General features: G+C 67.1%; 12 protein-coding genes. 6 read left to right on the top strand and 6 right to left on the bottom strand.

Annotated elements, in window-relative coordinates; genetic code table 11:
* Positions 1-8: 8 nt before the first annotated feature.
* Both AC1DW4_RS10850 and AC1DW4_RS10855 read left to right on the top strand, forming a co-directional pair.
* Entirely contained in the window at positions 9-1,274 is a 1,266-nt protein-coding gene (locus AC1DW4_RS10850; protein WP_477017273.1) for a type III PLP-dependent enzyme, read from the top strand.
* Positions 1,275-1,374: 100 nt separating this feature from the next.
* Entirely contained in the window at positions 1,375-2,427 is a 1,053-nt protein-coding gene (locus tag AC1DW4_RS10855; protein WP_477017274.1) for a 1,9-bis(guanidino)-5-aza-nonane synthase, read from the top strand.
* 146 nt (positions 2,428-2,573) lie between these two features.
* On the opposite strand, the gene AC1DW4_RS10860 is transcribed toward AC1DW4_RS10855, so the two are convergent.
* Positions 2,574-3,023: a PadR family transcriptional regulator gene (locus AC1DW4_RS10860; protein ID WP_477017275.1), complete on the bottom strand. Its 450-nt coding sequence runs from the start codon at positions 3,021-3,023 to the stop codon at positions 2,574-2,576.
* Between the two features lie 297 nt (positions 3,024-3,320).
* On the opposite strand from AC1DW4_RS10860, the gene AC1DW4_RS10865 reads away from it, so the two are divergent.
* The 4 genes from AC1DW4_RS10865 to AC1DW4_RS10880 all read left to right on the top strand — a co-directional run bounded on the left by AC1DW4_RS10865 (position 3,321) and on the right by AC1DW4_RS10880 (position 5,951).
* Positions 3,321-3,587 (top strand): ribonuclease, encoded by a 267-nt coding sequence (locus AC1DW4_RS10865; RefSeq protein ID WP_477017276.1) that lies wholly within the window; start codon positions 3,321-3,323, stop codon positions 3,585-3,587.
* 70 nt (positions 3,588-3,657) lie between these two features.
* The gene (locus tag AC1DW4_RS10870; protein ID WP_477017277.1) at positions 3,658-4,158 is read left to right on the top strand and encodes a hypothetical protein; all 501 of its coding nucleotides are present in this window, start codon (positions 3,658-3,660) and stop codon (positions 4,156-4,158) included.
* A complete protein-coding gene (locus tag AC1DW4_RS10875) occupies positions 4,155-4,961 on the top strand; it encodes a phosphatase PAP2 family protein (RefSeq protein WP_477017278.1) in 807 nt (268 codons plus the stop codon). The genes AC1DW4_RS10870 and AC1DW4_RS10875 overlap by 4 nt, the downstream gene beginning before the upstream one ends.
* A gap of 15 nt (positions 4,962-4,976) precedes the next feature.
* Positions 4,977-5,951 carry a right-handed parallel beta-helix repeat-containing protein gene (locus AC1DW4_RS10880; protein WP_477017279.1) on the top strand — a complete coding sequence of 325 codons (975 nt, stop codon included), beginning with the start codon at positions 4,977-4,979 and terminating at the stop codon, positions 5,949-5,951.
* Here the strand turns inward: AC1DW4_RS10880 and aguB are convergent.
* The 5 genes from aguB to AC1DW4_RS10905 form a co-directional block, all read right to left on the bottom strand.
* A complete protein-coding gene (gene aguB, locus AC1DW4_RS10885; protein ID WP_477017280.1) occupies positions 5,948-6,817 on the bottom strand; it encodes an N-carbamoylputrescine amidase in 870 nt (289 codons plus the stop codon). The two genes, AC1DW4_RS10880 and aguB, sit on opposite strands and share 4 nt — an antisense overlap.
* Positions 6,817-7,821, bottom strand: a complete 1,005-nt coding sequence (locus AC1DW4_RS10890; protein WP_477017281.1) for an agmatine deiminase family protein — start codon at positions 7,819-7,821, stop codon at positions 6,817-6,819. Before AC1DW4_RS10890 ends, aguB begins: the two co-directional genes overlap by 1 nt.
* Before the next feature lie 162 nt (positions 7,822-7,983).
* Positions 7,984-11,403: a TonB-dependent receptor gene (locus tag AC1DW4_RS10895; RefSeq protein ID WP_477017282.1), complete on the bottom strand. Its 3,420-nt coding sequence runs from the start codon at positions 11,401-11,403 to the stop codon at positions 7,984-7,986.
* A 175-nt stretch (positions 11,404-11,578) separates the two neighbouring features.
* Positions 11,579-12,205 (bottom strand): peptide-methionine (S)-S-oxide reductase MsrA, encoded by a 627-nt coding sequence (gene msrA, locus AC1DW4_RS10900; RefSeq protein WP_477017283.1) that lies wholly within the window; start codon positions 12,203-12,205, stop codon positions 11,579-11,581.
* Positions 12,206-12,299: 94 nt separating this feature from the next.
* Positions 12,300-12,633, bottom strand: a 334-nt coding sequence (locus AC1DW4_RS10905; RefSeq protein ID WP_477017284.1) for a capsular polysaccharide export protein, LipB/KpsS family, incomplete at its 5' end; no start/stop codon positions are given.

Consider the following 12,633-nt stretch of genomic DNA (forward strand, 5'->3'; position numbering starts at 1 on the left):
TACGTGAATTGCGCACGTATCCATTTCCCCTGGACCTGGTCCGCGAGCGGTCCCCTGAACGTCCAGTCGCACTCGTGCGGCCGCGTTCGGTTTCCGTAGCGGCGCGCTGGTTCCAGGATAATCTCAAGGCCGACGTCTTCTATGCCGTGAAGGCCAATCCGTCCGCGTGGGTCATCCAGACCCTCGTCGACGCGGGCGTGACCGGATTCGACGTCGCATCCCTCGCCGAGATCGAGCTGGTCCGCTCGGTCAGCGCCGACGCGCGCCTGGCCTTCATGCACCCGGTGAAAAGCCGGTCGGCGATCACCAAGGCGTACTTCGACCACGGCGTCCGCACCTTCTCGCTCGACTGCGAGGACGAGCTGCAGAAGATCCTCGACGCCACCGGCGGCGCGGACGATCTGAACCTGCTGGTCCGCATGGCGGTCTCGGCCGACGGCGCGGCCTATTCGCTGTCGGGCAAGTTCGGCGTCTCCACCGATCAGGCCCCGTCCCTGCTGCTGGCCACGCGCCGGGCGGTGAAAGACGGGCTGATGGGCGTCTGCTTCCACGTCGGGTCGCAGTGCATGCGTCCGACCGCCTATCAGGCCGCCATGGCCCAGGTCGGTCGCGCCATCCTGCGCGCGGGCGTGATCGTGGACATCGTCGACATCGGCGGCGGCTTCCCCTCGGTCTATCCGGGCATGGTCCCGCCGGACATGAGCGAATACGCCGAGGCCATCCATCGCGGCTTCGCCGAGATGCCCGTGTCGGAAACGACCGAGCTGTGGTGCGAGCCGGGCCGGGCGCTGGTCGCCGAGTCGTCCTCGATCCTTGCCCGCGTCGATCTGAGGAAGGGCGACGCCCTTTATCTGAACGACGGGTCCTATGGCTCGCTGTTCGACGCGACCCACTCGCGCTGGCCCTTCCCGACCAAGCTGGTCCGGGATGGTCAGAGCTCGGCCGATCTGAAGCCGTTCCAGTTCTATGGACCGACCTGCGATTCCATCGACCACATGCCGGGGCCCTTCTATCTGCCGGCCGACATCCGTGAGGGCGACTTCATCGAGATCGGCATGCTGGGTGCCTATGGCGTGGCCATGTCCACGGGCTTCAACGGCTATGGCGAGCACGATCTCGCCGCGGTCGAGGATGCCCCGATGGCGTCGCTGTACGGTTTGGCCCCCCGCTCCATCCCGACCGTGCGCACCACGGCGGAAGAGCAGGCCAGGAAGGTCGTTCGCCTGTCGCGGCCCAAGGGCAAGGCCGGTCAGCGCAAGAAGGCGCGGCGTTAAAATCGTCATCTAGACGTTCTAATCAGCAGCGGCCCGTCGCTCCGTCCGGGCCGCTGCTTCTATTGACGACGGGCGCTCAAACCAAAGGGAAACCCTTGCAATGAACGCTCCCGTTCAGACCAACACCAAGGCCGAACTGCTGCAGAACGTCGTCGAGCACATCGACATCACCAGCTTCGATGCGCGGCCCATCGTCGACGCCATGCGCAAGATGAGCTTCAGCTCGCGCGACACCGCCCGCGCCGCCGACATCTTCTCGATGGCCATCGAGGACAAGGACTGCTCGCCGTGGCTGATCCTGGCCGGTTCGACCTCGGCCGGCGGCTGCATGCATGTGTATCGCGACATGGTGAAGTTCGGCATGATCGACGCGATCGTGGCCACCGGCGCCTCGATCGTCGACATGGATTTCTTCGAAGCCCTGGGGTTCAAGCACTATCAGGCCGCCGGCGAGGTGGACGACAACGTCCTGCGCGACAACTACATCGACCGGATCTACGACACCTATATCGACGAGGAGGAGCTCCAGAACTGCGATCACACCATCCTGGAGATCTGCAACGCCCTGGAGCCCCGCGCCTATTCCAGCCGCGAGTTCATCTGGGAGATGGGCAAGTGGCTGAGCGAGGGCAACGCCAAGAAACCCGGCAGCCTGATCCAGACCGCCTATGAAGAAGGCGTGCCGATCTTCTGCCCGGCCTTCGTCGATTCCTCGGCCGGGTTCGGGCTGGTCAAGCACCAGAAGGAGCGGATCGCGGCGGGCCAGCCCTATCTGATGATCGACGCGGTCGCGGACTTCCGCGAACTGACCGACATCAAGATCGCGGCGGGCGTCACCGGCCTGTTCATGGTCGGCGGCGGCGTGCCCAAGAACTTCGCCCAGGACACCGTCGTCTGCGCCGAGATCCTGGGCATCGAGGCCGAGATGCACCGCTATGCGGTCCAGATCACGGTCGCCGACGTCCGCGACGGGGCCTGTTCGTCCTCGACGCTGAAAGAGGCGGCGTCGTGGGGCAAGGTCCAGACCACACACGAACAGATGGTGTTCGCCGAGGCCACGACCGTCGTGCCGCTGATCGGCTCGGACGCCTATCACCGCGGGGCCTGGAAGAACCGCGACAAGCGTCGCTGGGCCAAGCTGTTCGGGAAGTAGGCACCCAATCCTCCCCCGTGTAGCGCAGCGAAACGGGGGAGGGGGACCGCGGAGCGGTGGAAGGGGCGACCCAGACACGGTGCGTGGTTCCGCCCCCTCCACCATCCTTCGGATGGTCCCCCTCCCCCGCTGCGCGGTGGAGGATTTTACCCCTCGCTGATGTCGCGCACGGCCTTCATCAGGGCCTCGACGACCTTGGCCGTCTCGACCTCCGACCAGCCGCCGGGCTTCATCTGCACGGCGTGGCGCAGGGTGTGGAAGGCTTCGCGCACGACCTCGGGCGTCTGTTCGCCCGAGACCAATTTCGCCGCCAGGGCCATGCGCTGCATGACACCGTCGACGGCGGTGCGGTTTTCGTCCAGCCAGGTCTTGCCGGCCTCGGTGACCGAAAAGACCCGCTTTCCGGTCGCATCCTCGGCGCCCACGATCAGGCCTTCGTCGGCCAGCAGCGACAGGGTCGGATAGACGACGCCGGGGGACGGAGCATAACCGCCGCCGAAGGCCGTCTCGATGGCCTTGATCAGGTCGTAGCCGTGGCGTGGCTCCTGCTCGATCAGGGCGAGCAGCACCAGGCGCAGGTCGCCGGGGCCGAACATGCGTCGCCCCTGACCGGGTCCCCGTCCCTCGCCGTCACGGCCGGAGCCCGGCCCACGGCCCATGGCCGCCCAGGGGCCACGGCGGCCCCGCCCTTCACCCGACGGGCCGCAGCGATGGCGGCCGGGACGGGCGTCTCTGTCTTCATTGAATCCAAACATGTGATGTCCTTTTCTCATTTTCATGAGGCAAAGATATATCTTAATGATCAAAAAGCAAGGGTCTTGAGATATATCTTTTCTCAACTTGGAACCCCGCCGTGCGCGAGGCTTTCCGTCACGGTCGAAGGAGACGAGCCCATGACCGACCAGAAACCCACCACGCCCGAAGGCATCGAGGCCGAGGACGTCGGCGAACAGCCCGATCTGGGCCGTACGCCCGATGCCCTGGTCGAGGCCCTGTCCGGCAGCGGCGTGGGCTCGGACACACGCGCGGGCTCTTTGCAGGGCGGCGCGGCCAGCGGATCGGACGACGACCCCGATCAGGCGTCCGTGGATCGGACCATGGCCGGCGAAGGGCGGGCCGAGCGCAAACGCGGCGAACAGGCCGACGCCGCCAAGGGCTGATCGCCTTGCTGTCGCCGCACCGATAGGCCACGGTAAGGCCAACGAAAAAGTCTGAGCAGGACGATCCGGGATGAAGCGTATTGTAGCGGCCGCACTGATGGCGGGCGCGGCCGGACTGGCAGCCTGCGACAGGACGACGGCAGATCCGCCCCCCTCTTCGGAGACGACGCCTGCGACGGTGCCGACGACGACCGTGGCTTCGGAGAGCCCATCGACACCGTCGGTCGCCCCCGATGCGTCCGCACCGCAGCCGATCGTGGAAGGAGCACCGACCTTCGCCGTTCTCTATCCCGGGGGCGAGATCGAAGCGCCCCCTACCGTCGCAACCAGCCCGGCCGGTCCCGGTGGACTGGTCGCCTTCCGAACCGACGCGGACCCGGCGGCGGTCGTCGAATTCTATCGCGCGCGCGCGGAGGCGGCGGGCCTGTCGTCGGTGATGGCGATGAACATGGGCGAGGCGCGGTCCTATGGCGCGGCCAAGGCCGATGCGGGCGCAAACCTTCAGGTCGTCGCCTCGCCTGTGGAAGGCGGCCAGACATCGGTGCAGCTGAGCTGGAGCGCCGGCGGTTGAAGCGGCTCGCCGTCGCCGCTGCCGTCGCGTTCGGCGGGATGGCCAGCGCCTGCGCGGCCCAGGCCCCGTCGGCGATGCGAACGGCGGCCGCCGCGCCGGCCGGTTTTCTGAGTTCGAGCGCACTACAGGCCCTGGTCGATGCCGTGCCGCCCCCGCCCGTCGAGGGATCGCCCGAAGCCCTGGCCGACGCCGCCACCTCCGAACGAATGATCGTGCTGGAGGATACAGACCGCTGGACCCTGGCGACGCGCCACGCGGAACTGCGCCCTGTGATCGCCGCCTCCCACTTCGACTGCGTCGTCGGCGCACGACTGACGGCCGAGGCGGCTCCTTCGCTGGTCGCGTTGCTGGACCGCGTGCTGATCGACGCCAATGCAGCGGCGGAGCTCGGCAAGGCCCGCGCCTTCCGGCCCCGGCCCGTCGGCGTCGATCCCGATCGACGGTCCTGTCAGGTGGTGTCCGCGGCGGGACGCGCCAGCGCCTCCTATCCCTCTGGCAGCGCCTCGGTGGGTGCCGCCTATGGCGAGGTGATCGCCGCCCTGGCCCCGGACCGGGCCGTCGAGGCGCGCGAGATGGGTCGCCAGATCGGAATCAGCCGACTGGTCTGCGCCATGCATTATCCGTCCGACGTCGAGGCGGGTCGGGCGCTGGGTGTCGCGGTCGTGGCGGCCGAGGCGGCCGACCCAGGGTTCGCGCCCGCCCTCGACGCGGCCCGAGCCGATCTGGACCGGGCGCGCGCCGCTGGCCTGACCAGCCCCGCATGCGCGGCCGAGCGGCTGGCCCTGGCTGCGCCCCTTCCATAAGCCTTCGCGGTTTCCATGCTCGAGTTGCTGACAGCCCTGCTCGACCTGCCGCCGATCGCGCCGCCATGCACGAGCGCCCAGATGCAGGCGTTGTTGCAGCCGGCTTCTTCGGACGCCACACCCTTGCGCCTGACCTGTTTCGCCATTCTGCCGCCCGGCACAAAGGTGGAACGCCCCTTGCTGATCGAAGGGGCAGAGGCGTCCGGAACTGGCATGGATTGTCGCGGCGGCTCGATCGGTGATCCAGACCGGCCGTCCACGACGTTGCAGCCGACGATCGCCATCCAGTCACGACGTGAAGCGACGGCCTGGAGCCAACCGCTGGGCGTCCATTTCGTCAACTGCACCATCAATGGCAACGTCCGCATCTGGGGCATGGGTGCGAACGGGCGCATCGATGACCTGCGCCTGTCGTCGCGGACGCAGGGCCACACCGCAGAGGCCCAGGCGGCAGCACCGTCGCGGATCGGCTTCGACAATGTGACCTTCGCGGCGACAGGCTCGATCCCACTCTATGTCGGTCCGGGCGTGACCCGCCTGGGTGTGCGTGGCGGCCAGTTCATCGGCCGGTCGGCGTCGACGGCCATCTATCTGGATGCAGAGAGCGCCGAGACCAGCATCACGAACGTCGCTTTCAGCATCCGCACGGCTCGCGAGCAGATCGCGATCGACGGCTCGGCGCGCAATCGGATCGAGGGGAACAGCTTCGCGCTCGGCGGACGGGGTGGCGTCTTCCTGTATCGCAACTGTGGCGAGGACGGCGTCATCCGGCATCAAACGCCGTCGGACAATGTGATCACCGGCAACATCTTCACCGGCGTGCGCTGGCTGTGGCCCAATGCCGTGGTGGTGGGGTCCCGCGAAGGGCGACGGCGCTATTGCGGGGCGGACACCGGCTGGTCCTTCGGATCGAGCGCGGACGACGGCGACCACGCCGAGCGGAACGTCGTCGCGGACAATGTCATCCGGTTCGGCTGGCGACCCTTCTAGGCCGGACGCGGCGCGGCCAGCGCGCCGTACAGGTCGGTCCGGCGGTCGCGGAAGAAGCCCCAGGCCGCCCGGTGGCGGTCGATGTAGTCCAGGTCGAAGGTGTGGACCAGCACGCCCTGGTCGTCCCGGCCGAAGCTCTCGACCAGATCACCCCTGTGATCGGCGATGAAGGATGAGCCGTAGAACAGCTGGCCCGCCTCGGTCACATGCTCGCGGCCCGTGCGGTTCGATCCGACGACCGGCACGACATTGGAGACGGCATGACCCTGCATCGCGCGGCGCCAGGGATCGGCGGTGTCCAGTTCCTTGTCGTGCGGCTCCGACCCGATGGCGGTCGGATACATCAGGATTTCAGCCCCCATCAGCATCATGGCGCGGGCGGTTTCGGGGTACCACTGGTCCCAGCAGATGCCGACGCCGATACGGCCGAACCGCGTGTCCCAGACCTTGAAACCCGTGTCGCCGGGCCGGAAATAGTATTTTTCCTGATAGCCGGGGCCGTCGGGGATGTGGCTTTTGCGATAGACGCCCAAGGCCGAGCCATCGGCATCCAGCATGACGATGGAGTTGAAATAGTGCGGCCCCTCGCGCTCGAAGATCGAGACCGGGATGGCGACGCCGAGGTCCTTGGCGACGTCGGCCATCGCGATGACGGCCGGGTGCTCGCGCCAGGCATAGGCGGTGCCGAACCATTTCTCTTCCTGTGAGACGCAGAAATACGGTCCCTGGAACAGCTCGCTGGGCAGGATGACTTGAGCCCCCTTCCCCGCCGCCTCGCGCACCAGATCGCCGGTGCGGGCGATGTTGGCGGCCATGTCTTCGCCGTAGGAGGACTGGAGCGCGGCGACGCTGATCGTGCGGGCCATCAGGCGGGCTCCTGCTGGGTGATGCAGTGGAAGGATCCGCCGCCCGACAGGATGGCGGTGGACGACAGCGCGATGATCTCGCGGTCGGGGAAGACAGTGGCGAGCCCTTCGCAGGCCAGGCGCGCGGCGGCGTCGTTGCCGTAGGTCGGGACGATGACCGCGCCGTTGGCGATCAGGAAGTTCATGTGGCTGGCGGGGACGGGCTTTTCATCCTCGTCGCCGACAAAGCCGGGGGACGGGAGGCGCAGCAGCTTCAGCGGGCGGCCGTCGGCATCAGTAGCGGCCGCGATCGCGGCGGCTGCTGCATCGAAGACGTCGTCGTTCGGATCGTTGCGGCCATAGGCCATGGGCAGGGCAACGACGCCCGGCGCGACGAACCGGGCCAGGTTGTCGACGTGACCGTCGGTGTGGTCGTTCAGCAGGCCGTCGTCCAGCCAGACGACCTTGCGTGCGCCCAGGGCCTCGGTCAGGGCCGCCTCGGCCGCCGCCTCAGACCAATCCGGGTTGCGGTTGGGGTTCAACAGGCACTGGCGCGTGGTCAGGATCGTGCCCGCACCGTCGTGATCCAGGGCCCCGCCCTCCAGGATGAAAGCGTTGCGGTCCAGGGCGACGCCGCTGGCCTGGCCGATCTGGGTCGCCACCGTGTCGTCAAAGGGCAGGTCGTATTTCCCGCCCCAGCCGTTGAAGCGAAAGGCGGCCGCGTGCGTGGAGCCCGCACCGAAGATCGGTCCGGTATCCCTCAGCCAGATGTCGCCGAACCGACCGGGCACGACCTCGACATTCTGCACGCCGTCGAACCGCGCCTGGGCGCCCGCCAGCGCCTCGTCCGTGCCGACCATGAGCCGGACCTGCTCGCGACCCGGCCCGGCGAGTGCGCGCACAAGCGCCTCGACCTCGGTCTGAGCCGGCTCGAGGTTGTCTTCCCACAGGTCCGCATGGCTGGGCCAGCCGACCCACATCGCCCGGTGAGGCGACCATTCGGCGGGGATCGGGGACCTGGACATGGAGGTGGAAGCCCTTTCAGACGGCGAACCCGAAGACGATGGGCAGGGGGGCCAGATAGACACCCCTGCCCCCTCGTTCAACAGCCGGTCTCCAAAACGAAAGAGGGCGGCCCGTCGCCGGACCGCCCTCCTGTCGTCGTGATCGCCGTCAGGCGACCGGCCTTAGAACGAGTAGCGCAGACCCAGTTGGATGGTCCACAGCGACCGGCCGGCGGTGTCACGGTTGATGACGTCCGCGGTCGGGCTGGCGTTCGAGTAGCGGTAGGTGGTGCAGACCGGGTTGCCCGCGGTCGCCGCCACACCGGCCGCATCGGCGCACTGTGCGGTGACCAGGTTCTGGGATTCCAGGCTGCCGTACTCCTCGATGATGCCCCACTCGTCGTTGAGCAGGTTGGCCAGGTTCTGGATGTCGGCGGTGAAGCGCAGGCGACCCGGCAGGAAGTAGACCGGCAGCTCCTGGCTGAACTGCAGGTCCAGTTGATAGACTTCCGGCTGGTCGTCGGAGCCCTCACCCTTCTCCAGCACGCGACCGTTCGGCAGGCCGAAGGTGTCGACCAGCGACCGGACCCGATCGCGCGTCGTGGCGCTGTCGAAGAAGATGTTGCCGACCTGCAGGTCGTTCGGGTTCGCGTCGTTGGCGAAGTCCGGCACATAGAACAGCTGACCGCCACGGTTCACACCGAAGGTCGGGCTGCGCGGCGAGGTGGCGTCCGACATGGTAAAGCTGAGCGGGCGACCGTCGCGGATTTCGCCGAACAGATTGAAGCGGGTCTCGTAGTCGCCGAAGAAGTTGTGGCGGTAGTTGATCTCCGTCTTCCAGCGGTTCTGGATCTCTTCCGAGGACGTGCCGTAGTCTTCGATGTTCGGGTCCAGACGCGAGACGCCGTTGCCGTACAGGCCGCTGGCGGTCGTGCCGTTCCGCAGGCTGGCCGCCTGATCCTTGCTGCGCTGATAGGCGTAGCCGACCAGGACATCCAGGCCGTTGTCGAAGCTGCGCGAGGCGCTGACGCCCAGGGTGTAGGACTCGCCGTCGTTACCGTTGAAGGCCACGATGTCGCGGTTCGAACCCGGGTTGGTCGAGGTGATGCCGAAGCCCGCGCGCTGGACTGCGGTGCCGCCCAGACCGTCGTAACGCAGGCGGCCGTCCGGGGTGAACTGGGCCACGCCGTTGACGCGCAGGATCTGCGAGCGGGTGTCGCGGAAGACGACCGACTTGTCGGCCTGCGTGAACACGCCGTCGAAGCTCAGGCGCCAGTTATCGACCGAACGGGACGCGAATTCCGGCAGGAAGCCCGATGCCCAGCCTTCGGGGGCCTCGACCGTGGCGTTCAGGAAGTAGCGCCAGTCGGACGGCAGTTCGAACGAGGGGCTCAGCGCATTGACCTCGGCCACCGGAGAGGCGACCGCGCCACCCTGCAGGCCCTGAACGGCCGTGGGGATGGAGTAGAAGGTGCGGGGGTCCGCCAGGTTGACGTTCAACGCCGCAGCGCCGATCGCCTGGGTGAAGCCGGCCACGCCCGTGGTTTCACGGAAGGTGCCGTCGGCGTTGCGCTCGATCTGGATGCCCGAGGTCAGGACGCCGGTGTTCGAGAAGCTGTTCGACAGCAGAACGTCGGGAATGCCGCCCGAGAACAGGCCGGCGCCGCCATTGATGGTCAGCCAGTCGGTCGCGTCCCACTCGAACGAAGCGCGCGGCATCAGGACGTTCATGCCGTCGTAGGTCGCCTGGTTCGAATAGCCGTTCCGCGCCAGGAAGTTGGCGTTGAAGGCGGGCACGATGTCACTGGTGTACCAGTCGTAACGCACACCGGCCTGCAGGGTCAGGGTCGGGGTCAGCTCCAGCGTGTCCTGGGCGAAGACCGAGTTCAGGCGGTATTTGAAGGCCGCCGCAGCATCGTTGGCGTTGCCGGTGATGGCGTTGGTGTAGACCAGACGCGAAGCCTGACCGGTCCGGAAATCGGCCAGCGAGTCGAAGTAGTAGGTCCCGCGCGAGTTCGGAACGAACACGTTGAAGACTTCGATTTCCTGGCCCTGGTAGCCGATCTTGAACAGGTTATCGCCCAGCGCATATTCGGCCTTGGCCAGCAGGGTCTTGTTGGTCGTTTCCAGATAGTTGGCGTGACGGTTCGAGTCCGGGCCGAAGCGATAGACCGACGTCGGGGTGCAGGAGGTGATGACGCCGTTGGTGATCGTGCGGGTCGCGTCGCCGCAGACGCTGACGTCGGAGAAGATCTGGCCACCGGGCGGATCCTGCAGACGGACGTAGTTCCGCTCGCTGTAGCGAACCTGGGTCGACAGGCTGTTGGTCCAGTTCGAGTTCAGTTCGAGGGCATAGGCCTCGTCCTGCTCGCCGGTGACGTACCACTGCGACGACAGGGCCGCCGTGGAGGTGCTGAGGTTGGTGCGCGGTTGCGAATAGTTGGCCGACTCGGCGTTGCGATAGGTCGCCGACAGACGCTGGTTGTCGGTGATGTTGAAGTCGAGCTTGACCGTGTATTTTTCGTCCGTGATCGGCTTGGTGCGTTCGATGTTGCCGACGGGGAAGTCGCTGGCATAGATCGTGTTGAAGTCGTTGATGAACGAGTCGATGTTGGCCTGGGTGATGCCGATGATCGAGTTGGCGAAGCCGCCGCCCACGGGCCCGATCGTGGTCTGGTCAGCCGATTCGTACAGCTCGTAAGAGCTGGCGAAGAACAGGCGGTCGCGCCACAGGGGACCCGAGACGAAGAAGCCGTAGTTGTTCTGGGTGATGGCCGTCGGCAGGTTGATGCCGCGGATCGAGTCGCCGACCAGGCCGTCGTTCAGATAGTTGACGAAGGCCGTGCCGTGGAAATCGTTGCCACCCGCCTTCAGCACCACGTCCAGCGCGCCGCCGTTGAAGTCGCCGTTCTCGACATCGACCGGAACCGCATCGACCGTGAACTGCTCGACCGCGTCCAGCGACACGGGGCCGCGACGGGTCGGAAGGCCGCCGCCGTTCAGGCCGAACTCGTCCTGGGCCGCGATGCCGTCGATCGACACGCGGTTGGTACGCGGGTTGGAACCGGCGATGGAGATGCCGCCGTTGTCGCGCGCATTGCTCGACACCAGGATGTTGCGGCGGGCCAGGTCGCGGATGTCGCGGTTGATCGAGACGACGCCGGCGATGTCGTCGGCATCCAGGGTCGAGGAGACACCGGTGTTGTTGGCGGTCACGTCGCGCGCGCCCACCACGACGATGTCGTCGACGGCCGATGCGCTTTCCAGATCGAAGTTCAGGCGCAGCGTATCACCGGCACCGATGATGACGCCGTCCAGGGAGTCGGCCGAATAGCCTTCAGCGGCGACCGTGATCGTGTACGGGCCACCCACGCGCAGGCCGCGGGCGTCGAACACGCCGTCCGAGCCGGTTAGCGTCGTCGTGGTCGTGCCCGACGGCTCGTGCACGACGCGGACGCTGGCGCCCGAAATGGGGCTGCCGTCGGCCGTGGCCACCGTGCCGCGCACGGCGGACGTGGTTTCCTGCGCGTAGACGGCAGAAGACATCGCGAGCGACGTCAGGAGAGCCGTGCTGGCCCAGAACGCCCTGGAGCGGTTCGTCATTTGGTCTGTATCCCCACAGTTCGGGCGGACGCGCCCTCATGGTCGATCGAGCACACGCCCGTCGAAATCCTGCCCGATCTACGGCGAGAACCGAACCGTGGGACGACACTAATGTGACAGGTGGATGACAGCGATGGGGGGTGACCTCGGCGCCACAGTCGGGTTCACCGACCGATCAGCTCCCCCAGACGGCCCTGAGACGCGCAGCACGGCCGCAGAACCGGCTGTATCCGCCGTAACGGACGGGGTTCAGGCGGGCGAAGTCCTGATGATAGGCCTCGGCGGGCCAGAACCGACCCGCCGTGCGCACCGGCGTGGTGAAGCGCCGAGCCCCGATCACGGCGACGGCCGCCGCGCGGGAGGCATCGGCGACCGGACGCTGGGCGGCGGTGGCGAAGACGGCGGTGCCATAGGCTGGCCCCGTGTCGCAGAACTGGCCGTTGGCATCGGTCGGATCGATGGTGCGCCAGAAACGATCCACCAGCTGACGATAGGAGATTCGCGCCGGATCGTAGGTCACCTGGACCGCCTCGACGTAGCCGTTGCCGCGCTCCACGGCTTCATAGGTCGGATTGGGCGATGTGCCGCCTGCATATCCCGACACGGCCGAGACCACGCCCGGCATATGCTCGAAGTTCGATTCCACCGACCAGAAGCATCCGCCGGCGAAGACGGCGACTTCGCGCCGGCCGCTGTCCGGGCCGGACTGGACGACCGGCGGCTGGGCTCCGGCGGGCTCCCCTTGCGAACATGCCGTCAACAGAACGGCGATGGCGACGGCGAAGCGGGGCGAAACGGGCATGGGAGGGGCTCCAGTGAACCATGGGGATACAGCCAGATACGCTCGCCATCCGCGGCCGGATACATCGCGGCGTGCAGGGCCGCCTCATCCCTGGCTACCCCGTCTGTGCGAACCGGATTGCGATGGCTTTTGCGGTGGGTTTGAGGGCCTTGGGTTCGTGGTAGTTTCCGTTGACCTGTGTGCGGTCGATGACGTGGGCGCGGAAGCGGGTGAACAGGTCGGGGTCGGGGGTCTGTGGGTCGGTCCAGAAGGCGTCGATGGATTGCTGGTCGGTCAGGCCGTCGAAGTCGAAGAAGGCCTCGCCCAGGACCTTGACCGGGGTCTTGAAGCCCAGGGCCGACAGGGCGGCGGATGAGTTGTTGACCACCATGCCGTTGGAGGCGCGGCACAGCTGGGCCAGGTTGCCGCCGTCGATGAAGTCGACCCGG

It is taken from the genome of Brevundimonas sp. P2_A6, from assembly GCF_056404975.1.